We start from the raw sequence: 23,020 nt of genomic DNA on the forward strand, positions 1-23,020 counted from the left end.
AAGACCTATAGTTAATGGAGAGCCTTGTTATGAAGGACTAGGATCCATTGGAAACTTTAAAAAATATGGAAGATTTACAAGGGATGATGTGAGAAAAGCTGTATGGCAAAGTTTATTGTCAGGAGCAAAGGCAGGTATTACCTATGGAGCCCATGGGATATGGTCATGGGAAAAGGGAATAGGGGAATATAAAGTTGTAGAGGGTTATGGAAGACCTTATGACTGGAGAGATGCAATAAAATTTCCTGGAGTATATGATGTGAGTTTTGCAAAAGAGATATTTGAAAAATATAAACTGTTTGATATAGAGCCAAATAATGAAGTGTTAGTTGATGGTAGTGAGGAGATAAGGATTTCTAAAGGTAAAGATAAGATTTTAATTTATACACCATTTAATTTAGATATAAAGCTTAAGTTAGAAGAAGATTATGAATGGGAAGGAATAGAACTTAAGGAAAGAATAATATTTGTACCTGAGATAAAAAGAGAGGGGGAAAATATTTTAATAAAAAGAATCCCTTTTAATAGCGATCTTTTATTTATAGGTGTAAAAAAATAATAAAAGAAATATCTCAATATCCTTATATAATTAACTCTCTATCAATAAAGATGATATAATTAGGAAAAAAGATACTTATGTTTATTATTAAAAAGTTTAAGTTTGATTCTGCTCATAATTTGATATCATATAAAGGAAAATGTGAAAAACTACATGGACATACCTATGAACTTGTAGTTATAGTGGAAGGCTATCCTGATGAAGAAGGCATGGTTATAGATTTTGTAGAACTAAAAGAAATAGTTAAAAGGGAAGTAATCAATATTTTAGATCACTCATATTTGAATGAAATTATATCTCAGCCCACAGCAGAAAATATTGCAATTTGGATATGGGATAAGTTAGAGAAAAAACTCAATAGAAAAAATTGTCATCTTTATGAAATACAAGTATGGGAAACACAAGAAAGTGGAGTAATATACAGAGGTGAGAAAATTGAGAGATGTACAGAATGAAAAGGATTATAGAGGCATTTATTTAAGAAAGGTTGGTATAAAAAATATTTCATGGCCTATCAAGGTTGTAACAAAGGAAGGAAGTATACAAAATACTGTTGCAAGTTTTGATATATCAGTGGATTTAAGATATGATGTAAGAGGAACACATATGAGTAGATTTGTTGAGATATTAAACGAGATGGAATTGTTAAATCCTGAAAAATTAGAAGATATTTTGAAAAAGGTGAAAAATAAATTAAAAGCAGATAATAGTCATATTAAAATAATATTTCCTTATTTTATTTATAAAAAGACACCTGTATCCCATATTATTGTTCCAAATAGAATAGAATGTGTTATTGAAGCAGAGTTATATAAAAAACTTGATATGATTGTAGGAATAAAAGTACCTATCCATACTTTATGTCCCTGTTCTAAAGAGATTAGTAATTTTGGTGCTCATAATCAGAGAGCAATAGCAGAGATCTATATCAGATCAAAAAAGATGATATGGTTTGAGGATCTGGTTTCCATTGCTGAAAATTCTGCCAGTGCTCCTATTTATTCTTTATTGAAACGTGGAGATGAAAAATATATTACAGAGTATGCATTTCAAAATCCAAAATTTGTAGAAGATGTGGTAAGAGATGTAGTTTCTGAGTTAGAAAAAAATAATAAAATAACATGGTATAAAGTTGAAGTCACAAGTTTTGAAAGCATTCATAGTCATGAGGCCTTTGCCTCTGTAGAAAAGGGATGGGAAAATAAGAAATGATTTTAGAAATCACTCCAGAATTTCTAAAAAAAGAAATGGAAAAAATAGGGGCTCATCCTGCTTCTTTTCCTATATTTGAGAGAAAAACTCGTATAATTCTTTTAAAGGTATTTGATATATCTACTCCTACAGCGAACATTTTCAAACAGGAAATGCTTTCTCTTGGAGGAGATGCAATTGTACATAAAAATTCTGTAGATTGCAAAGTAGATAAAACTGACATCATATTTATTGGTACAAAAAAGCAGTATGATATTCTCTTACAGAAGATGGAGAATAATCCTTACTTTGATATTCCTAAGGTTATTAATGAGTTAAAAACATATTTTCAGAAAAAAAAACCTGAAATTATCTTTACCCCTTGGAATAGAGAGTTAAAGTTCAATAGAACCTTAGTTATGGGAATAATAAATGTAACCCCTGATTCTTTTTATGCTGGATCTCGTAAGACAAATATAGAAGATATTTTAAATACCGCTCAAAATATGATTGAAAATGGAGTTGATATCATAGATATAGGCGGACAATCTACAAGACCTGGTTCCGATTTTATAGAGGAAGAGGAAGAACTGAAAAGAGTTATTCCTGCTATAGAAGAAATAAGAAGAAATTTCCCAAAAGTTTTAATCTCTGTAGATACTTTTAGAGCAAGAGTTGCAGAGGAAGCAATTAAAAAGGGGGCAGACATAATAAACGATATTAGTGCTTTTAGATTTGATAAGGCTTTACTTAAAGTTGTTAAAGAATATAACTCTCCTTATATTTTAATGCATATGAAAGGAACCCCAAAAGATATGCAGATAAATCCATATTATGAAGATGTAATCAAAGAAATTTCTGAATTTTTTATAGAAAGAATATTATTTATGACAGATAACGGAATAGAAGAAAATAAAATAATCATAGATCCTGGAATTGGTTTTGGAAAAAGATACGAAGATAATTTAGAAATTCTTTCCCGATTAAGAGAACTTAAAAGTTTAAAAAAACCCATATTAATAGGAGCATCTCGCAAATCTTTTATTGGAAAAGCTCTTGGAGATCTCCCTCCAGAAGAAAGACTTGAAGGTACTCTAGGTGTTACAGCTTTATGTTTCTTGAATGATGTAGATATAATAAGGGTTCATGATGTGAAAGAAAATAAAAGAATTTTGAAAGTATTAGAGGCAATAAAATGCATAAAGCATTCATAGGAATTGGAACCAATTTAGGAGATAAAATAAAAAATATAGATGAAGCTTTAAATAGACTAAAAGATAAAGGTCTTAATATTATAAAAATTTCTTCCATAATTGAAACAGAACCTTACGGTTATAAAAATCAAGATAATTTTTTAAATGCGGTATGCCTAATAGAAACAGACTTATCCCCCTTTGAACTTTTGGATCTTCTTCTTGAAGTGGAAAAAGAAATGGGAAGAGTAAGAACCATTAAATGGGGTCCAAGGATCATAGATTTAGATATAATATTTTATGATGATTTGATAATAAATCATGAAAAACTTATCATTCCTCATCCCGATGCTCATAATAGAATCTTTGTTATGGAACCTTTATTTGAAATAGAGCCTGATTTTTTACATCCTATATTTAAAAAAACAGTAAGAGAAATTTACTTAGAGTTAAAAAGAAGATCTATAGAGAATTCAGGATAATCTTATTTATGGATTGAAATTTTCTTCATTAAACTATAAAATTAATTAAGAATGATTTTTATTTTAAAAAAGAGGTGAGGATTATGGATAAATTAAAAGAGCTCTTTCAAGAGGCAGACTGGACAAAGGAGAAGCATGTTCCAGTAATTGAAATCTTAGAAAAGGATAAGGAAAAGGGGGTAAAACTAAGAGTTTCCGTAGGAAAAGAAATTCCTCATCCCAATACTTCTTCCCATTACATAGCTTGGATTGCAGTTTACTTTTTACCAGATGGAGAAAAATATCCTTACGAAATAGCAAAATTTGAATTCTCTTCCCATGGTGCTTCTATTCAAGGTCCTGATACAAGTTCTGTATATACTGAACCTGTAGGTGAATGTCTTTTTAAAACCTCAAAGGAAGGTAAAATCTTTGCAGGATCCTACTGTAATATTCATGGACTCTGGGAAAACTCCATTGATTTAAAATTCTAACTCCCCCTCTCAAGCCCTCTCCCTTTAGAATAGGGGGAGGGTTTTTTATGATATAATCTGAGAAAGAACTATACTTTGATGGTGATTAAAAGTGAGAAAGATTATTCTTTTAATTTTATTGATTTTTCTTTTATATCCATCCTTTTCTTCCACTACTGAAGAGCTAGAAAAGAAAAGGGAAGAGATGGTAAATCTTATAAAATCAAGGGGAGTAAAGGATGAGAAAGTGTTAAAGGCGATGTTAAAAGTTCCAAGACACCTTTTTGTAGATAAAAGTCTTTGGAATTCTGCCTATGGAGATTTTCCCTTACCCATTGGTTTTGGACAAACCATTTCCCAACCATATATTGTAGCTCTTATGACAGAATCTCTTAGATTAAAGGGGGATGAAAAGGTATTAGAGATAGGTACAGGTTCTGGTTATCAGGCAGCAATTCTTGCAGAGATAACAAAAAAAGTATATACAGTGGAGATTATAAAAGAGTTAGCAGATAGAGCTAAGGAGAGATTAAGAGCCCTAGGATATACTTATGTAATGGTAAAGTGGGATGATGGATACTATGGTTGGAAAGAATATGCTCCTTACGATGCCATCATCGTAACCTGTGCTCCTGATCATGTTCCTCCTCCTTTAATTCAGCAACTAAAAGAAGGGGGAAGGATGGTCATTCCCGTTGGACCTCCAGGTATGTATCAAACCCTGTGGTTAATAGAAAAGAAGGACGGAAAGTTAAAATTTACAGATCTTGGAGGTGTTCTTTTTGTCCCCCTACAAAGAAGAAAGTAAAATTCCCGAAATGAAATATAATATTCCTGCAATAAGGATAACAAAAGAAAATCCAAGGGAAAGAGAAATTAAAGAGGAAGAAAAGGAACTTATTACAGAAAAGAATCCATTAATAGCATAAACCCATGGTATTAATTCCTCAGAATATTTTCTTGAAATTTCCAATCCAGTAGGAAAGGGTATTCCCATTAAAAATCCCAAAATCCCCACAAAGAATAGGCTTATAAGAATTCTTATAAAGAAAGGATATAAAAGAGTGTTTTCAATAATATAAGAAAGAAGGAAAGGAGAAAGAATTAATAAAAAGCCTAAAAGAAAAAGGGTATAGGGAAAGAATCTTTTAAGTTTCTTAGAAAAAATACTTCCAATTCCTGAAAATAAAAGTAAAGAAGAGAGAATAACAGAAAAGGAGTATATGGGTTGATTTAGGTAGAGTATAAATTTTTGCATTAAGGGAATTTCAACAAATAAATAGCAAAGTCCAATAAGACTAAAATAAAGGAAAATTATTAATATCTTTATGTTTTTAGGAAAGGCTTTTTTTCGAATAATTAAGGGCAGAAGGATTAAGATAAAAGAAAGAATTATTACAAAAAGAAGAATAAGAAAGATAATAATAAAGCCTGCTCCTCCGAAAGGTTGCCACGTTTTTCCCCATTTTTCTAAAACTTCTGGAATTTGAGGGCTTTTAAAAAAGTGAAAGAAGAAAGGTTTATCATCAAAAGGAGGATCTATTCTAAAAGGATATTTTCTAAGGAAGTCTTCTTTCTTTTCTAAAAATTTTATTATATTCTCATAATATATTTCCTGCGGTAGAACACAGAATTTATTTATTTCATCTTCTTTTATATTAAAATAATAAACTAGATCAAAAGCCTTTTCAAAAAGAAAATCTTTAATTCTTTTTATATCATCCTGAGTAAAAGGAGATTTCTTAACAAGAATGGTCATGGTATTTAAGCTTCTAAAGGCAATTATGTGTTTCTCAATATTTTCAATACCTAAATCCCCAAGAGCATAGTAAACAGTAATAAATAACCGAAGCTCTTCCGTTGGAGGTCTTTGGAGCCATCTTGTAAAACATAAAATTCCTGAGGGCGTAAGTAAGGAAAAAGAATCTTTTATAGACTCTTTAGTATATAAATAGTTTTCGTTTAATGAATAGGAGCCTGAAGTAATAACATGAAAGGATTCCTTTAGAGAAAATATAATTAAATCAAAATTTTCTTTAATTCTCTTTAAAAATACTCTTGGATTCTCAACTATAATATTTAAATCCTGAAAATTGCTTTTTAAAAGTTCTCCTATAAAGGGATTATCAGTAACCCCTAAAATCTCCTTTGCCCCTTTTTCCCTCGAAATAACAATATCCAATCCCCCTGAAGGCTCAATAATTAACACCTTTGGATCCTTTAAAAGTAAAAAGCAACTACTTTGGGGTAAATAATCAGTAAATCCATTTTCTTTTATTATCCCCTTGATATTTTCACCATCTATGGTGAATCCAAAACTGTAGGGAATTTCCCCAGTAAATTTATAGCTTAAGCCTGGTGCAAACCGTATCACAGGAGATTTTATTAAGTCAAATCTTGTAAAGGCATTTCTTTTTGTTTCTAGAATTTCCGTTTGGGGATATCTTTTAACCTGTTCCAAATCTTTATAAGGAGAAAATTTTATGGGAATATAGAAGAACTTTGTAAAAAATAAAAGAATAAAAAAGAAAAGAAGTATAATCTCAATTTGAAAAAACTTTTTATGGGATGAGAGAAAAATTGTTCCTAAAAGGGAAAGTATTATCAAAAATATTAAGCTTGAGAACTCATCCATTTTAGGTAAAACTAAATTTAAAAGAATTATTCCAAAACTTCCTCCTAAAAATGTTAACCCATAGATTTTCGAGGATATTTCAGGAAAAAGAAAAAGGACGGAAACTATAATAAGGCCTATTAAAAAGAAGGGAATAAGAAGGATAATGAAATTTAGGATCCATAAAATAAATTGCTGAGGATACCAAGGAAGAAGATAAGGATCAAAGGGGAAGGTATTATTAAATAAATAGGAAAAGAAAATAGAAAGAGGAAAAAATAAGGCTGAAAGATGAATTATTTTTAATAATTTTTCTTTGTTAAAGTCTTTCTTTAAGGATAAAAGAGTTCCACTTGCACCACTTCCCAGAAGGGCAAGTCCAATTACAAAAAAAGCCCAATGATATCCCTGAGAAATGGAAAAGAAACGAGTAAGAAAAAGGGAAAAATACAATTGAGAAGAAGAAATTAACAATATTCCTAAATAAATAAAATTTCTCTTTACCATCATTACTTTTTTAGCCAACCTCTCCAGTTATCCAGGAGGGGGAGGTGGGGAGGTGAGGTTCTGGAGAGGTTGGCTTCTTACTAATTATACTCTTCTTATCACATGTTATCAATCTTCTTATTCTTTTTCTAAATCCTATATACTATTAAATATTTTAAAACTCCTAAAGAAATAAAGATCGCTAAGAAAAAGGAAAGATCAGTCATATTCATTAAGCTTCCAAAATATTTGAAAAGAAATCCTAAAAGGATATATAACCATGGAAACATATAATCTCCCCATAGATGAATAAAGATTTTCAAAATTAAAAATAAAATTATGAAGGAATTAACAAAAAGGGAAATATTCATTTTGTTAAAATACAATGAAGAAAGAAAGATAAAAAAATAAAATAAAGGGGGAATCACAAAATTAGGTCTTATTTTCATACCTAAATAGGGTTTTATTAATAGAAAAAAGGATAAAAGGAGCAAAACTTCTAAAAGATTATTTACCAGATCTTTATAAGGAAGTTCCACAAGTTTATGTACTAATAAAAGAAGAAAATAAGTAATTAGTATTATAAAAAAGCTTCGATCATTGAGCTCCATATTTATAGCAGAAAGAGAAAGAATTATTACTAGTAAAAAGGAAAGTATCTCAAGATCGATAAAAGGAAATAGAGGGGTTATAAGAATATTTCCCAGAATTAAAATAAATATAAAAATTAGAGAAAAATAGTATAAAACCTTCCCCATCATGTTAAATTTAATTGATCTTCTATAAATTTAATAATAGCAAAAGACAAGTTTTTACCAATTAATTTAGAAATCTCTCTTTGAAACTCATCTAAATTAAATAGATACTCAGATTTTGAGGAATTAGGCTTAAAATATTTTTCAAAAATTAATAAAGCTCTTCCTCCTGCCAATTTTTTGACATATTCTGCCATATTTATATATTCTTCCAAAGAAACCAATTTTATAAATCTCAATTCAAGGGGTTTTATATTTCTTTCTTTTTTAAAAGAAAACATTGATAATTTTGTTTTAGGATTAGAAAGTAAGGGAATTAATGAGTCAGGAATATGGTGAATAAATTCCCTCATAGGAAATAACTCCTTTATTCTTCCCCTGTCTAATATAAGTCCCTTCCCATCATTACAAAATATATATTCCTTTGTTTCTCCTGAAAAAGTTAATATTCCTGTAAATCTTTCTTCATATAATAAATCAAAAAATCTTGAGATATCAAGAACTTCATAATCAAGACTACTGTAGCTTATTTCTCCATAATATAAAGCTAAGATACTATTTACTATTTCTTCATTATATATACTAAATATGTTAATAATAAGATTTTTATTTGTAGGAGGAAAATAAGATAATGCATTTTGGTTTAAAATTAAATTATCCATTTCTATATAGGAACTTGCAATATAGGATCCTTTAGAATACAAAAGGGTAAAATGGGAATTTTCTCCTTTTATTTCTAAAAATTCAAATCTATCAAAATTTTGGGGAGAATTTAAATATTTTGAAAGATCAAAAAAGGATAAAGTTATATTTCTGACTTTTGAGTCAAAAATCTTTTCAAAGGGCAGTTCCTTTATTAAAAATTCTTTAGGCATAAAATTGCCCCCCAGATTAGTCTTCTATTATTGGAATTCTCTTTATCTCAGGATCAGTAAAGATATCGTATTCATCAGTATTTTTTGTGGAAAATTCTGATATCACCGCACCTTCATCTCCAGCTTGAAACCAATGGAGAGTATTGGGTGGAAGAGTATATTGTTCTCCTGGATTTAATTCAATTTCATGCCAAACAGTAAAATATTGTTTTTTATCCTCTGGAATTATAGCTTTAGGATTTTTTGTAGGCTCTCCTTCAACATAAAGATAGACTTTACCCCATCTACACCTAAATGTTTCTTCTTTTCCTTCCTCTTTTCCTATAGGTGGATGTCTATGTTCTGGACATATCTGTCTTGGAAAAAGCACTAATTCCTTTGCGCATACTCTATCTGTATTTACATACACTAACAATTCTAAGCCAATTTCATCAAGTCTTCCCAGTCCAAAGTCTGCTACTTCAATTTTATTCTTTTCTTCTTCGGTTAAAACTATATGAGCCTTTTCAAAGTACTCAAGAGCTTTTTTTCTCGCCCTTTCATATTCACTCCTCTTCATCCCCAAATCCTCCCTTTAACAACTTTTTGCGATATTTTTCTGCTTCCAAATTATTAATCTCTTCAATCTGTTCCCTTGTAAAGAATACCATATTTCCCAATAGTTTTGCAAAGATAATCGTTTTAATTCCCTCTTCTATAAGTAAGGTCCTATAATAGGCTTCTTTCAGATTGGATCCCACTGTAACTAATCCATGATTTTTAATAAGTACACCATTATGATTTTTTATTACTTTACCCACTGCAAAAGCAAAATCTTTTCCTCCAGGAACTACATATTCAATGACAGGAATCTCTGAACCAATAAGAGCAACCATATCAGGAGTAAAGGGTTTTAAAGATTCATTTTGGAAGGCGTAAGCGATGGAAAAAGGGGGATGGGTATGCACTACTGCTCCTATATCCTTTCTAACCTTATAACATTCCAAATGAAGCCAAATTTCTGATGTGGGTCTTTTACTTCCTTCTATAACTTCTCCTGTATTTAAATCTACTCCTATATAGTCTTCTTCCTCTGCATATTCGAAGGATACCCCGCTTGCTTTCATATAAACTAAATCCTGTAATCTTACACTGGTATTTCCTCCAGGACCTACCACTAATCCTTTTTCAGCAATTTTTCTTCCAATCTCAACTAACTCTCTTTTTGCCATATTTTTATCCATCAAACTCATAGTATATTCCTCCTTTAGGGATGTAACTTCTTAAATACTCTGCAGTTTCCTTTAACTCCCTTAATAAATCCCACTCTGTTTTGGTAGAGGAAGGAATCACTTCTACTACTAAAATAATCTTTTCAACTGGTTTCAAATAATAAGAAACAGAATTATTTTTGTAATTCTCATAGGAATATTTTATTGCGGCCAAAACCTCCTCGATCTTTACTTGTCCCTTTTGATTATAATCCTTTGTAAAGGGCCAATGACTACTACTCTCTTGAGTTGTTTGTTGAAGATGTATTATGGGCGAAAAGACTGCATATTTTTTAAGCCATTCAGTATATAAAAGGGATTCACCATTAAGTCCATAATGCATTCCTGCCTGATGTCCTACATCTATGGTTATATATACAGGTGCACCATTATTATCTTTATTTACTTGAATTAAAAATTCTTCTGCTTCTTCTAAGGTCCAAGGCTTTTCACTGGGAATATACATCTGTTCATTAGATATTCCCAAAAGTCCTTTCTCTTTAACAATTAGAGAAAGTTCTCGGAACTCTTTGTAAACATTTTTAACTCTCTTTTTTGTTTCTTCTTCGTCTTCCAAAACTTCAACAGGAATAGCATCCCAATGCCCACCAATATAGCTCGCTCCCATAATCCTTGCAAGATCTATTGCCCTTATTATCCATTCCTTCATTCTCTTTCTTACCCTCTCATCACTATGAGAAAGGCCATGAAATCTATGAGTTGCCATTCCGGTATAATAGTCCCATATAATTACATTATATTTTTCTGCGTACTTTCTTATTTTCTCTGCAGTTTCCCTTTGATACTCTTCATCTCCACTAAAAAAGGGATCTAATACATCACTACAAAAGGAGTGGTAGTCATATCCCAATTCCTTGGTTAATTTAATAAAATTTTCAGGATTTTCCCATCTTCTTGTTAAAAACGCACCATTTATTCCAATATCTAAAAATACTTTCTTTTTCTCCATTTTATCACCTCATCTCTACTCCACCAGTAACATTAACTGCATCCCCAGTGATATAGGATGCTTCATCGCTTGCTAAGAAAACTACCACGTTGGCTACATCATCATAGGTACATGCCCTTCCTAAAGGTATTTGCTTTAAATATCTCTCTCTTACCTCTTCTTTACTTATTCCCCATCTTTTTGCATACTGATCATATAAACTATCTCTCCATAATGGAGAATCCAAAAGGTCTCCAGGACAAACCGCAACAACTCTTACATTATAAGGGGCAAGATCCAAAGCAATACTTTGAGTTAGACCAATACCCCCAAATTTTGATGCGGAATAAGCACAATTTCTAAAACTTCCCTTTTTTCCAGATTTTGAATTTATTTGGATAATAACTCCTGATCTTTGTTTTACCATAACCTTTGCAGATTCTCGAGCACATAAAAAATATCCTGTTAGATTTACATCAATCACCTTTTTCCAGTCCTCCAAAGGAAATTCTGTTATATCATGGGCAATTAGTATTCCCGCATTAGCAATCATTATATCCAATCTTTTATACCTTTCCACAGTTTTTTCTACCATATCTTTCACATCTTCTTCTTTAGTTACATCACATTTCACTGCCATAGCTGGTCTTTCATATTCTTTTACAATTCTTTCTGCAACCTCTTGGGCTTTACCATATTTGATGTCAGCAACAGTAACAAAACAACCCTCTTTTGCTAATCTATAACAAAGAGCCTCTCCTAATCCTTGAGCACCACCAGTAACTATTGCTACTTTGTCCTTAAGTCTCATAACATTACCCCCTTAAATTTTTTATTTATTTCCTCATAATAAAAAATAACCCTTTTAGTAAAATCTTCTTCTAAAGAAAGGCCACAAATTTTCATCAAAACATATTCTATTCCACTCTCTTTAATTTTTTCCTGAAGAGTTTTTGCTTCTTTATCTTCAGGATAATCGTAAAAAAAGACACAGGTACATGTAAAAGCTATATTTTCAGGAAATATACCGTGAGAAAGACAAAATCTTGCTCCACCAATAATTCTATCTGAAGGACCTAATTTTCTTATGGGATCCCTTGCTACCCTTGTTATGGGATCCATAAGAAGGGGATTCTCAAATCTTTTTATAAGATCCTCAAGGTATTCTTTGTACTCCCTTTTATCAATATCTCTGTGTTTCAAAAAAAGAGCTTGAGAAACTTCTTTTATTACTCCATCAAATACTTCTCTAATCTCTTTATCCTTTATAGATTCATGAATAAATTTATATCCCTTTAAATATCCAAAATAGGCAAGAACTGAGTGACCTAAATTATGGATAAATAATTTTTTATCTATTTCCAGCTCAAAATTTTCAGAAGGTTTAAGTCCAAAAATTGGAGGTATATTCCCCTTGATAGCTTTAAGATCAAAGGGTAGTAGGTTATATTCTTCCGTTACTATTAATAAAGGATCTTCATATCCATGTCTTTCTCCTGAACCTGCAACCATTCGTGCAACGGAAGTTAAAACAAAACCCACCTTATTCTCTACAAAATTCTTCTCTTCTTGATTCAAATATTTAAATATTTCCTTTTTTAATATTTCTGGAGCGGATTTTGAGTTCTCACAAATAAAAATATTTAATGGGGATTGATTTTCATAAAATCTTTTTTTCAATCCTTGAGATATGAGGAGAGCAATATTAGAAAGATTCTTAACTCCAACAGCAGTAAAAATTACTTCTCCTTGAGATATATATTGAGCTATTTTACTTTCATCTTCAGGATTTATAACTAAAAAATTATCAATAATTAAATCTTTTATAGTTCCATCCCTTTGAAATAATTTTAAAGGATATTCTCCTCTATTATTCAAAGCATAAGCTAAATCTTTATTTTCCTCTACAAAAACAATCTTATATCCTGATCTTTTTAATAGATCTGCAATAAAGCCTCTTCCTATATTCCCTGCTCCAAATTGAACAGCTATTTTCATATTCTAATTTTTAAATGATCTTGACTAAGAAGATATTCCTCTGCTTCAGAGCACCACCATCCTCCATTTTTCTTAACAATTTCATAAAGATCTTTATATATGGAACAAAGCTCCTTTTCTCCCTCATAACTTAATCTTTCAAGATCATCAATATCTATTAGAGGAAAATTTAAATGAGTATATATAAGTTTTTTTCCACCAGGAATCTTAGGAAAATTTAAAAGCAAATCCCTTGCAGAATTTATCCCTCCCACATGGGTTATCATGGGAGAGGGATTTAATATTCCTTTTGATACCAAATCCAATGCATACCACATATCATCTGCATTTCCTCCTGAAGTTGCTACTATGTGATGCTTATCATAGTGAATCTTAAAGAAATTGATCTTAGCAGAAAAGTTATGATCCGTTGGTCCTGCAAAGAAATTCATACATCCATCCCTATCAAGAAGAAAATCTGCCTCTTCCACCAAATTGCTACTTGGATATAATACAAAAATATCATCATATTTTATTTTTTTATAAGATTCATCTTTTAAAGGATTTACAAATCTTAAATCAATTCCTTTTTCCCTTGCCAATTCTACAGGATATGCCCTTCTTGCCCTTTCCAATTTTTCATCATCTATATCTGTGATCACTAATAAACTTGGTTTTTGGGGCCCATTTATAAAATAATCCAAAAATCCTAATCCCATGGGGCCTGCTCCCCCTAATATTGCTAATTTTCCGCCCCTTTTTATTCCCATAATATGCTCATAACTGTTTTCTTTTGTATGATACTGAGCATTTACAGCTCCTACGATGCAAGAGAGAGGTTCCACAAGGGAACCTTTAAAAAAAGAATCTCCCTCATAAATCAAAAGACAGTTTTGTTCCATAACTTCCCTAGGTATTATCACCCTTGTAGCAAGACCTCCAAGATATTTATAGGAGTATCCAGGAGCACTTAAAACTCCCACAGGCCCCCCTTCATATAACAAAGCAGGTTGAATTGTGAATTTTTGTCCCTCTTCATATTTTCCTTTCCATTTTTCTCCCACTTTAAGAATCCTTCCTGCCATCTCATGTCCCACTATTATAGGATTTTTATCTATATCTTTTGGAACTCTTGGATGATCTGATCCTTGCGTAATTTCTTTATAAGTAGAAGGACAGCTGGTATCTGAAATTATTTCCGCCAATATTTCATCTTCTTTAATATCAGGAAGTTCAAATCTTTCCAGTCTTAAGTCCATTTTACCGTACATTCTTAATGCGATAGTTTCTATGGACATATAGAAAGACCTCCTTAATTATTCAGTTAATAAGCCTGGATTTTCTAATAACTCCTTAACCTTCATTATGAATCTGGAGCCATAAGCTCCATCAATAACTCTATGGTCCGCAGAAAGGGTCATCTCCATCATCTTTCTTATCTTTATTTCTCCATTCAAAACTACAGGTTTGTCTTGGATAACACCTGTGGTAACAATTGCCACTTCGGGAGGATTAATAATTGCCAAAATTGAGGAAACTCCAAATACTCCCACATTATTAATAGTTATACTTCCATCGGATATGTCCTCTAGACTAAGCTTACCACTCCTTGCCTTTTCAATGAGATTTTGCCTCTCCTTTGCTATCTCTTTTAAACTTTTATTATCTGCTTTTTTTATAACAGGAACCACAAGACCTTCATCTCCTAAAGCTACCGCAAATCCCACGTTTATATCCGTCAGAAGCTCTATTTCATTCTCTTTAAATCGAGAGTTTATTAAAGGAAAATCCTTTAGAGCTATTGCTGTCGCTTTTATAATAAAATCATCAATTTTTATTTCGTTTTCTTGCTTTGATTTGATATTAACAAGCTCTGTCATATCCACCTCAGTGAATACATAAAAATGTGGGATAAGCTGTTTACTCTTTGATAATCTTTCACTAATAGTTTTTCTCATAGATGTAAGAGGAATTCTTTTTGCTTCTCTTTTATCCTCTTCTTTAACTTCTTCTGTAATCTTTTCTTCTCCTGGAATCTCCTCTTCCAAAGTATCTGAAAGATAGGCTAAGACAGTCCCTATAGGAACCGTTTCTCCTTCCTTCACCAATATCTTTCTTAGATATCCTTCCTCTTGGCTTTCCCATTCCATTACTGCCTTCTCTACTTCTATCTCTAAAATTGGTTCTCCCTTTTCAACCCAATCTCCTTCCTTTTTTAGCCAAGTAATTATTGTTCCCCCCTCCATTACTTCGCTGACTTTTGGCATAATTATTTTCTTAATCATTTATTTCCCTCCCAAAAATAATCTTCTTACTTCTTCTACAATTTTTTTATCATTAGGTAAAAAGGCTTTCTCAAGAATTGGAGATGCAGGAGGTGGACAGTAAGGAGCACCAATCCTTAATGGCTTATCCTTTAGAAAATCCTTTCCTCTTTCCACAACTTGAGTAATAATTTCAGAAGATAGAGACATGAAAGATACACCTTGGGTTACAACTGCAAGTCTTCCTGTTTTCTTTACTGATTCCAGTATAGTATCCATATCCAAAGGATATAAAGTTCTAAGATCAACGACTTCTAATTCTATTCCCTCCTTTTCCAATTCTTCTCCTGCTTTTAGAACAGCATAAACCATCGCAGACCAAGAAACCACAGTAATACTTTTTTCATAATTCTTAGCTTTTCTTTTAATATCCGCCTTTCCTATGGGTACAATGTATTCCTCCTTTGGAACCTTTCTCTTAGTAAAAGAGGAAAGAAGAGGATCTTGTAATAAATTCTGATGTTCTATATAAATCACAGGATTATCTTCCCTAATTGATGCAATCAACAATCCCTTAGCATCATAAGCATCCGAGGGCGCAACAATTTTTAATCCAGGAATATGAGTTAAGATGGATTCTATACTTTGGGAATGCTGTCCTGCATAACCCTTTCCCCCTCCAATGGTCGTAATTATAGTTAGAGGAACTTCTACCTGTCCTCCAGACATATATCTCATCTTTGCTGCTTGATTTGCCACCTGATCCATAGCAATGAGAATAAAATCAATATACATTATCTCTACTACCGGCCTTAATCCCCTCATTGCAGCTCCAATGCCTGTCCCTACAATAGCAGCTTCGGAAATAGGAGTATTAAATATCCTCTCTCTACCAAAAATCTCCAAAAGCCCCTTCGTTGCTCCAAAGGAACCACCGTAATCTGCAATATCTTCTCCCCATAGTATAACCCTCTTATCTCTTTTCATCTCCTGATAAAGGGCTTCGATAATAGCTTCTCTATAGGTTATCTCAATATTAGGATCTCTATCCTTAAAAGAAGGTTCCTTTATAACTTGGACCCTACTAAATCTTTCTGGAACATCATTATTTATTCCATTTTCTTTAAATAAATAAAGGGTCATATCTTTTGGGTCTGGATTGGGAGATTCAATAACTTTTGCAGTAATATTCTCATTTCTTAATCTAAATTCCCTTTTTAAAATCTCAATTTCTTCCTTAGTTAAAACGCCAGCATTAATAAGCTCCTGTGAATATAAATCAATGGGATCATATTTTTTCCATAATTGCAGTTCTTCGTAGCTTCTGTAGGTAGCATCTTCAGGCTTTTCTAAAACATCACTAAGAGAATGCCCCATAAACCTATATCCCCAAAACTCAAGAAGAATAGGTCCTTCTCCCTCTCGTGCTCTTTCTACTGCCCTTTTTACTGCATCCCTTACCGCAAGAACATTCATCCCATTAACAACTTCTGCGTACATTCCCTTTTTGTTATAGGCAAATCCCCTTTCCGCAAGATAATCTATTCCTGTAACTTCCCCCCTTTGTTGACCTGATTCCCCATATTGATTATTCATAATCATAAATATTACAGGAATTCCAAATTTTTTCCCCATCAATCCATTAGTAAATTGGGCCATACAAGCCATATTTATCGCTTCATGAGCTATTCCTGTATTCATAGCTCCGTCTCCTATAAAACACAAAGTCACCCTTCCATCCTCAAGAAATCTTGACGCCATAGCGGATCCTACAGCAATTCCCATGCTTCCTCCTACTATAGCATTGGCTCCCAAATGTCCTAAGCTAAAATCTGCAATATGCATAGAACCTCCTCTTCCCCTACAAATACCCCATTCTTTTCCAAAAAGCTCCGCTATAGCCCTAAAAAGAGTAATTTGAAGAGCAAATTCAAAAAGTTCTTCTTTACTTTTATCCTCCCAATTAAAACCTAAAAAATCTGAAACTTCTCTATTTCTTAAAATAAAATCCTTTAACTCCTTTTCATTCATTCCCTTTAACCCAAAATAACTTTTAGCTAAAGCATCTCCATGACCTCTATGGGTGCTTGTTATATAATCATCCTTTGTTATTACCGATATTCCTCCTGTGGGCACTGCTTCCTGCCCTATTGAAAGATGAGAAGCACCAATATAAAGATATCTTATGGGACCATATTTTCCTTTATTTACCCTTAACTCATAGATCATTTCCTCAAAATTTCTAATAAGAAGCATACATTTTAAAAGATCAATACTTTCTTCCTTTGTAATATTTCCTTTATCTAATTCTTCTCTTAGAGTTTTGTTGTATTGAAATTTAGGTATTTTTCCTCCAACTTCTATGTATCCCTGCTCAAACTCTGGGAAAATATTTATTTCCTTGGGCATAGCTTTTCCTCCCTCTTTTTAAATGTCCTCTGGTGAACATACAATTACTTCTACCCCTTCATTTCTTAATTCCTCTATATACTTTGAAGGAACTTTATCATCCACAACAATCTTACTTAGTACCTTTGTAGGTGCTACAAAAGCAAAACATTCTTTACCAAATTTACTATAATCTGCAACTCCTATAATTTCTCTTCCCATTTCAATTATCAATTTTTTTATTTGAGCTTCTGCAATGCTTGCAGTACTCATGCCCTTTCCAGGGATAATTCCCGATATTCCAAGAAATGCTTTATCTACTCTGAATTCTCTTAAAACTCTTTCTGCTATGGGACCTATTAAAGCTATTGTCTCCTTTCTTAATACTCCTCCTGTGAGAATAACTTCAATTCCTCTTGCACTTAATAATTCTCTCGCAACATCTATAGAGTTTGTAACAACGGTTAAGTCATGGCGATTCTTAATATTTCTTGCAATTTGAAGAGTAGTACTACCTGTCTCTATGAAAATCGTTTCTCCATCATTTATTAATTCTGCTGCTTTTATTCCAATAGCCATCTTTTCCTTTAAATTCTGTCTCTTTTTTGTTGCATATAAGGGTTCAAAAGAAAAACTTTGGGGAAGAACAGCACCACCATGGGTTCTTTTCAAGAATCCTTCTTTTTCCAATGCTTCTAAATCTCTTCTTATAGTTGCGCCAGTAACATTAAATATTCTTACTAAATCAGAGACCTTAACCCCCCTTTCCTTTTCTAAAAGCTCTAAAATTCTTGTCCTTCTTTCTTCTGCTAACATTTTCTCCCTCCATTCCATATGTATTCATTTATTTTCATTTTCTATTTTCATTTTTTTTCTTTATGCTATTATATATTTTCGAAATTGTCAAGAAATTAAGGATCTTTCAAAACGTAAAGCTGTAGGAGGGAAAAACGAATAGGAAGATAATTTTATATACCTCTAGGAGAAAGGTACCTATGTAAACCCAAACTTAATAACTAAAAGAACTTCCCCCAATAAATTCTCTTAGGATTGATGTCATGGGGACTTCGGTGGGAGATAGGGGAAGAAAATGGGATAATATATCTAATATTCTTTTTGCTTCGGGATATTCTGGGTAATAAGGAGGAACCGCTCTTAGCATAGGTTCTGCAAAATTCTTTAAAACCGAGAATTCATAAACCAATGCAGAATTAAACATTACATCCGCTCTCTCTTGAGTAGGGAATATGTAAAGATCTTCAGCCCTTCTTACTGACGGCCATTGCCTTATGGAATCTAAGACTCCATATCCTCTAAATATACTATCCCTTACAATTCTTCTCATTAGTCTTGCATCTGTAGTTGGAACTCTATTTTGATTATCAATATTAAGATGGGTCAAGGCACTAACAAAAATATGATATTTCATGTATCCTGGAATACAAGAGGTAACTTCAGGATTTAAACCATGAATTCCTTCCATAACAATTAAACTTCTTTCTTCTAATTTTATTACCCTTCCTGATTCTTCCCTTCTCTTCTTTTGAAAATTATACTTAGGAAGCTCCACCTCTCCTCCATTCATAAGAATTGTCAAATGCTCATTTAGAAGTTTTATATCCAGTGCTTTAGGATTATCGAAATCGTAGTTTCCAAACTCATCTCTTTCAATAAATTCAGGAGGTAAAAAATAATCATCCATCTCAATAACCTGAGGTCTGATTCCATTTACTTTTAACTGAATCTGTAATCTTTTACTAAAGGTAGTTTTTCCTGCAGAAGATGGACCTGCAATAAGTACTAATTTTAAATCAGGAAGCCTTGAACAAATTTCATCAGCAATCTGGGCAATCTTTTTCTCATGGAGAGCCTCTGCCACTTTTATAACCTCAGAGATTTCCCCCTTTTCTATAGCAGAATTCAAAGAAGCCACATCCACCAAACCTAATATTTCTAGCCAATTTTTATACTCATAAAAAGCTTGAAATAATCTAACAATCTCCTTAAATTCACTTACCCTTGAAAGATCCCTCTCATCGGGTAAAACAAGAATAAACCCAGGTTGATAAAGCTTTAGAGAAAAAACTTTAAGATAACCCGTAGAAGGAACTAAAGGAAGATAAGAATATTCATAATGATTCTCAATCTTATACAAGGGAATTTTATTAGAATATATATATTTTAAGAGTCTAATTTTATCTTCATCTTTTCTTTCTTTAAAGATCTTCAATGCTTCCTCTTTAGAAACTACCACTTTTTCTATTGGAATATCTTTTTCTGCTAATTCTCTCATTTTTTCTTCTATAATTTCCAAATCCTTTTGTTTTGGAATATAGTTTTTAAACCTTCCATAGAGACTTTTATGATAGGAATGCTCTACGATTACCTTTAAATCTGGAAGTACTTTTTCACAAGCTAAATTTAAAAGAAAAATATAACTTCTCTCCCATACTCTTCTTCCAAAGTTACTTTTTAAATTTATAAAATCCAATTTCACATCATCATCAATAATATAATTAAGATCCTCTATTTGATTTTCTAGTCTTATTGCAACAGGAAAATCATTATCAGCAAAAAGATTTTTAATTGTCTCTTGATTTTTTAAGATTAAATCCTTAACACTAAGAGGATTATCTTCTTCTATTCTTATAGCACCTCTAATTTCTACGTTTGGCATTTATCCCTCCAGTTAAATGTGATTTTTATCACATTTAAAAATTTTAGTATTAGGTTTATAATATAACATAAAATTTTTAAAGAAAAGAGGTGCAAAATGCTAAAAAAACTTATTATTCTGACAACTCTAATTATTTCCATATTTCTTCTCACAAACATTACTCTTGCTCAAACAGAAAATAAAGCTTATATTATAGGTCTTGCTATTGCAGAAGATATACTAGAAGACGACTATGGCTTAACCTTAATCGATGGTTTATTCAGCATTACAAAATTCAAAAAGTTTCCTGGAACAGATAATTTTAAAGTATATTCCCGTTGGTTTGGAACAGGAAAACATAAAATAAAAGTCCAAATTGTTGATTCTAAAAATAATATTGTAAAGGAAACCAAAGAAGAAGAACTAGTTTTTGCTAAGAACTATGAAACCTATTCCTTCTCTCATGATTTTAACAATATCGTTTTCCCAAGAGCTGGAATTTACTGGGTTCAGGCAGTCTTAAATAATAAAATAGTTTTTAGAGTGCCTTTATTTGTTCAATTATTCGAAGAAGAACTTGACTTTAAATTGGAATCGGAATTTCCAGTATTAGTTTTTTCCATTCCCGCTATAGAGGTATATGAAAATCATAATGGGCTTCAATCTATATTAGGAGTTTTTGAGTATTTTGCCTTCTCAAAATTTCCATCTACAGATGATTTTATTGTGGTCAATGGGTGGTATTCTGGAGATGGAGAATTTAGTCAACATATTGAAGTATTAGATCCTGATGGTAATGTAATCTATGTGTCAGAACCTCAAATCTTTGAAACAGGTCCCAAGAGCATAACTGCAATTTATGATGATCTTACAGACTTCCTGTTTACCAAGCCAGGAATATATATAGTAAGGGTTTATTTAGAAGATGAGCCTATAACTGAATATCCTATACTCGTAGAGCAAAGGTAAAAAGTATTTAAAATAATCTCATCTCAAGGAATAGATAGGACTAAATTAGATCCTATCTATTCCGTATTAAAAAATTAATCTCTCCAGTCAATTAAAACACCAATATATTCATCCTTTCTATTTAGAAGCCCTTCGTAGGCACTTTTAAAATCCTCAGGTTTTATTACATGGGTTATTAAATCCTCAACAATTAGCTTTTTATCTTTTATCAGTTCAAGAATATATAGGGAATTCTTTTCATAAGAAAATTTACTTCCTACTGATTCATAAAGAGGGAAACACCATTCTAAGGCACCTTTTATAGTTACCCATCTCAGATGAACTATTCTTAATAGAGGAGTAATATCCGCTATATAGCTTTTTCTTGGAGTGCCAAGCAAAATTATTTCTCCCATGTCTTTTACCAAATCTGCTATTTCAATTACTATCTTTGAATCTCCCACAGCATCAACTGCAATCTCTACCCCTTTTCCTTGGGTCAATCTTAATACTTCTTCTCTTAAATTCTTTTCTTGGGGATTTATTAAAATATCAATTCCAGCCTTCTTAGCTAAATCAAGTCTTCTCTTAGATAGATCCACCCCTATAACTTTTGCCCCTGCTATCTTAAAAAGTTGAGAAGCTAAATTTCCCACAAGTCCCAAGCCAACTATTAGAACAGAATCTCCTGAATTTAAGGAGGAAACCCGTAAAGAGGTTAATGCAATAGTACCAAATTTTGTGATGGGAATAAGCTTTAAATCCATATCATAGGGGACTTTCACAAAAAAACTACGATCAAGAGTATTTCCTGCTTTTATGATCGAATGGGATGCATGATTGGAAAAATAATAAATCAAATCTCCTTCTTTTAAATTTTCAACTTTTTTTCCTAGCTTAATTACTCTTCCAACTCCAATATAACCTGGTTTAAAGGGATAATGACACCAAGAGGTAGGAACATATACTTCAGGATCTATTCCTGTATAAATGGAAAGTTCTGTTCCAGGACTTATCATAGTATAAATATTCTTTACTAAAGCTTCATCTTCTCTTAATTTTTCTTCTTCCAATTCAAATTCCTCAAAAGAAATTTCCCTCTCTTTAGGGACTATTATTCTTAAGCCTTTCATAAGGACCTCCTTTTAAAAAATCATTGTTTTTTTATTTTATCAAAAACAAGGTATAATTATAGAAAAACTGATATAAATTTTTATTGGAGGAGTAACCTATGAATAAGGTTGCCATAATAACGGGAGGAGGCCAGGGAATAGGAAAAGCTATAGCAAAAAAGTTTTTAGAAAATAATATTCAAGTAGTTATAGCAGAAATAGATGAATCCGCAGGTAAAGAGGTAGAAGAAGAGTATTCTTCTATAGGTAATATAAAGTTTATAAAAACCGATGTTTCAAAGGAAGAAGATGTAAAAAATATGGTGGAAGAAACAATAAATATATTTGGTAAAATAAACTATTTGATAAATAATGCAGGAATTTCTATTAATAAACATATAACAGAATTAAGCTTAGAAGAATGGAACAAAGTAATTGGTGTCAATCTTACAGGTGCTTTTTTATGTGCCAAATATGCATATCCATATTTAAAAAAGGAAAAGGGAGTTATTATTAATATAGCATCTACACGAGCCTTTATGTCAGAACCAAACACTGAAGCCTATTCTGCATCGAAGGGTGGAATTTATGCCTTAACCCATGCCCTTGCCATAAGCTTAGGACCTGATATAAGGGTAAATTGTATAAGTCCTGGATGGATAGAGGTTTCGGAGTGGAAAAAAAGAGCTTTAAGAAGAGCTCCAGAGCTTACTGAAATTGATCATAAACAGCATCCTGTAGGTCGAGTAGGAAAACCAGAGGATATAGCAAACTTAGTATATTTTTTAATTTCCGATGAAGCAGGTTTTATAACTGGAGCAAACTTTATTGTAGATGGTGGAATGACAAGAAAAATGATTTATTTATAA

Annotated in this window: 23 protein-coding genes; 9 read left to right on the forward strand and 14 right to left on the reverse strand. The window is 32.0% G+C overall.

Annotated features, from left to right (window positions below; genetic code table 11):
• The 7 genes from NZ841_05945 to NZ841_05975 form a co-directional block, all read left to right on the forward strand.
• On the forward strand, nucleotides 1–559 hold a 559-nt coding region (locus tag NZ841_05945; GenBank protein MCS7202298.1), incomplete at its 5' end, for a DUF4038 domain-containing protein.
• 77 nt (nucleotides 560–636) lie between these two features.
• On the forward strand, nucleotides 637–1,014 hold the full coding sequence (gene queD / locus NZ841_05950) for a 6-carboxytetrahydropterin synthase QueD (protein ID MCS7202299.1): 378 nt from the start codon (nucleotides 637–639) through the stop codon (nucleotides 1,012–1,014).
• Entirely contained in the window at nucleotides 986–1,771 is a 786-nt protein-coding gene (folE2, locus tag NZ841_05955) for a GTP cyclohydrolase FolE2 (protein ID MCS7202300.1), read from the forward strand. The genes queD and folE2 overlap by 29 nt, the downstream gene beginning before the upstream one ends.
• On the forward strand, nucleotides 1,768–2,964 hold the full coding sequence (folP, locus tag NZ841_05960; GenBank protein MCS7202301.1) for a dihydropteroate synthase: 1,197 nt from the start codon (nucleotides 1,768–1,770) through the stop codon (nucleotides 2,962–2,964). Before folE2 ends, folP begins: the two co-directional genes overlap by 4 nt.
• Nucleotides 2,946–3,425, forward strand: a complete 480-nt coding sequence (folK, locus tag NZ841_05965; GenBank protein MCS7202302.1) for a 2-amino-4-hydroxy-6-hydroxymethyldihydropteridine diphosphokinase — start codon at nucleotides 2,946–2,948, stop codon at nucleotides 3,423–3,425. The genes folP and folK overlap by 19 nt, the downstream gene beginning before the upstream one ends.
• Nucleotides 3,426–3,508: 83 nt before the next feature.
• Nucleotides 3,509–3,898 carry a desulfoferrodoxin family protein gene (locus tag NZ841_05970; protein ID MCS7202303.1) on the forward strand — a complete coding sequence of 130 codons (390 nt, stop codon included), beginning with the start codon at nucleotides 3,509–3,511 and terminating at the stop codon, nucleotides 3,896–3,898.
• Nucleotides 3,899–3,989: 91 nt separating this feature from the next.
• Nucleotides 3,990–4,685 carry a protein-L-isoaspartate(D-aspartate) O-methyltransferase gene (locus tag NZ841_05975; GenBank protein ID MCS7202304.1) on the forward strand — a complete coding sequence of 232 codons (696 nt, stop codon included), beginning with the start codon at nucleotides 3,990–3,992 and terminating at the stop codon, nucleotides 4,683–4,685.
• Here NZ841_05975 and NZ841_05980 read toward each other — a convergent pair.
• From NZ841_05980 to NZ841_06040, 13 genes are all read right to left on the reverse strand, one after another.
• Complete coding sequence (locus NZ841_05980) at nucleotides 4,668–7,016, reverse strand: hypothetical protein (GenBank protein MCS7202305.1); 2,349 nt, start codon at nucleotides 7,014–7,016, stop codon at nucleotides 4,668–4,670. The two genes, NZ841_05975 and NZ841_05980, sit on opposite strands and share 18 nt — an antisense overlap.
• A gap of 110 nt (nucleotides 7,017–7,126) precedes the next feature.
• Nucleotides 7,127–7,735, reverse strand: coding sequence for a hypothetical protein (locus NZ841_05985; protein ID MCS7202306.1), 609 nt, complete (start codon nucleotides 7,733–7,735; stop codon nucleotides 7,127–7,129).
• Nucleotides 7,735–8,607: a hypothetical protein gene (locus NZ841_05990; GenBank protein ID MCS7202307.1), complete on the reverse strand. Its 873-nt coding sequence runs from the start codon at nucleotides 8,605–8,607 to the stop codon at nucleotides 7,735–7,737. The genes NZ841_05985 and NZ841_05990 overlap by 1 nt, the downstream gene beginning before the upstream one ends.
• A 16-nt stretch (nucleotides 8,608–8,623) precedes the next feature.
• Complete coding sequence (locus tag NZ841_05995) at nucleotides 8,624–9,166, reverse strand: D-lyxose/D-mannose family sugar isomerase (GenBank protein ID MCS7202308.1); 543 nt, start codon at nucleotides 9,164–9,166, stop codon at nucleotides 8,624–8,626.
• Nucleotides 9,153–9,839 carry a class II aldolase/adducin family protein gene (locus NZ841_06000; GenBank protein ID MCS7202309.1) on the reverse strand — a complete coding sequence of 229 codons (687 nt, stop codon included), beginning with the start codon at nucleotides 9,837–9,839 and terminating at the stop codon, nucleotides 9,153–9,155. The genes NZ841_05995 and NZ841_06000 overlap by 14 nt, the downstream gene beginning before the upstream one ends.
• Entirely contained in the window at nucleotides 9,823–10,827 is a 1,005-nt protein-coding gene (locus NZ841_06005) for a sugar phosphate isomerase/epimerase (protein ID MCS7202310.1), read from the reverse strand. The genes NZ841_06000 and NZ841_06005 overlap by 17 nt, the downstream gene beginning before the upstream one ends.
• Before the next feature lie 4 nt (nucleotides 10,828–10,831).
• On the reverse strand, nucleotides 10,832–11,617 hold the full coding sequence (gene srlD / locus NZ841_06010; protein MCS7202311.1) for a sorbitol-6-phosphate dehydrogenase: 786 nt from the start codon (nucleotides 11,615–11,617) through the stop codon (nucleotides 10,832–10,834).
• Nucleotides 11,614–12,804 carry a hypothetical protein gene (locus NZ841_06015; protein MCS7202312.1) on the reverse strand — a complete coding sequence of 397 codons (1,191 nt, stop codon included), beginning with the start codon at nucleotides 12,802–12,804 and terminating at the stop codon, nucleotides 11,614–11,616. The genes srlD and NZ841_06015 overlap by 4 nt, the downstream gene beginning before the upstream one ends.
• Complete coding sequence (locus tag NZ841_06020) at nucleotides 12,801–14,081, reverse strand: zinc-binding dehydrogenase (GenBank protein ID MCS7202313.1); 1,281 nt, start codon at nucleotides 14,079–14,081, stop codon at nucleotides 12,801–12,803. The genes NZ841_06015 and NZ841_06020 overlap by 4 nt, the downstream gene beginning before the upstream one ends.
• 18 nt (nucleotides 14,082–14,099) lie before the next feature.
• A complete protein-coding gene (locus NZ841_06025; GenBank protein ID MCS7202314.1) occupies nucleotides 14,100–15,068 on the reverse strand; it encodes a 2-oxo acid dehydrogenase subunit E2 in 969 nt (322 codons plus the stop codon).
• Entirely contained in the window at nucleotides 15,069–17,456 is a 2,388-nt protein-coding gene (locus NZ841_06030; GenBank protein MCS7202315.1) for a dehydrogenase E1 component subunit alpha/beta, read from the reverse strand.
• An 18-nt stretch (nucleotides 17,457–17,474) separates the two neighbouring features.
• Nucleotides 17,475–18,251, reverse strand: coding sequence for a DeoR/GlpR family DNA-binding transcription regulator (locus tag NZ841_06035; GenBank protein MCS7202316.1), 777 nt, complete (start codon nucleotides 18,249–18,251; stop codon nucleotides 17,475–17,477).
• A gap of 193 nt (nucleotides 18,252–18,444) precedes the next feature.
• On the reverse strand, nucleotides 18,445–20,112 hold the full coding sequence (locus NZ841_06040) for a nucleoside kinase (GenBank protein MCS7202317.1): 1,668 nt from the start codon (nucleotides 20,110–20,112) through the stop codon (nucleotides 18,445–18,447).
• A 96-nt stretch (nucleotides 20,113–20,208) separates the two neighbouring features.
• On the opposite strand from NZ841_06040, the gene NZ841_06045 reads away from it, so the two are divergent.
• Nucleotides 20,209–21,060: a hypothetical protein gene (locus NZ841_06045; protein ID MCS7202318.1), complete on the forward strand. Its 852-nt coding sequence runs from the start codon at nucleotides 20,209–20,211 to the stop codon at nucleotides 21,058–21,060.
• 74 nt (nucleotides 21,061–21,134) lie between these two features.
• Here NZ841_06045 and NZ841_06050 read toward each other — a convergent pair whose 3' ends face one another.
• Nucleotides 21,135–22,172 carry a zinc-binding dehydrogenase gene (locus NZ841_06050; protein ID MCS7202319.1) on the reverse strand — a complete coding sequence of 346 codons (1,038 nt, stop codon included), beginning with the start codon at nucleotides 22,170–22,172 and terminating at the stop codon, nucleotides 21,135–21,137.
• Between the two features lie 98 nt (nucleotides 22,173–22,270).
• Between NZ841_06050 and NZ841_06055 the strand changes: the two genes are divergently transcribed.
• A complete protein-coding gene (locus NZ841_06055; protein ID MCS7202320.1) occupies nucleotides 22,271–23,020 on the forward strand; it encodes an SDR family oxidoreductase in 750 nt (249 codons plus the stop codon).

The sequence above is a fragment of the Dictyoglomus sp. genome (genome assembly GCA_025060475.1).
In the GTDB taxonomy this organism is placed as follows: Bacteria; Dictyoglomota; Dictyoglomia; order Dictyoglomales; family Dictyoglomaceae; genus NZ13-RE01.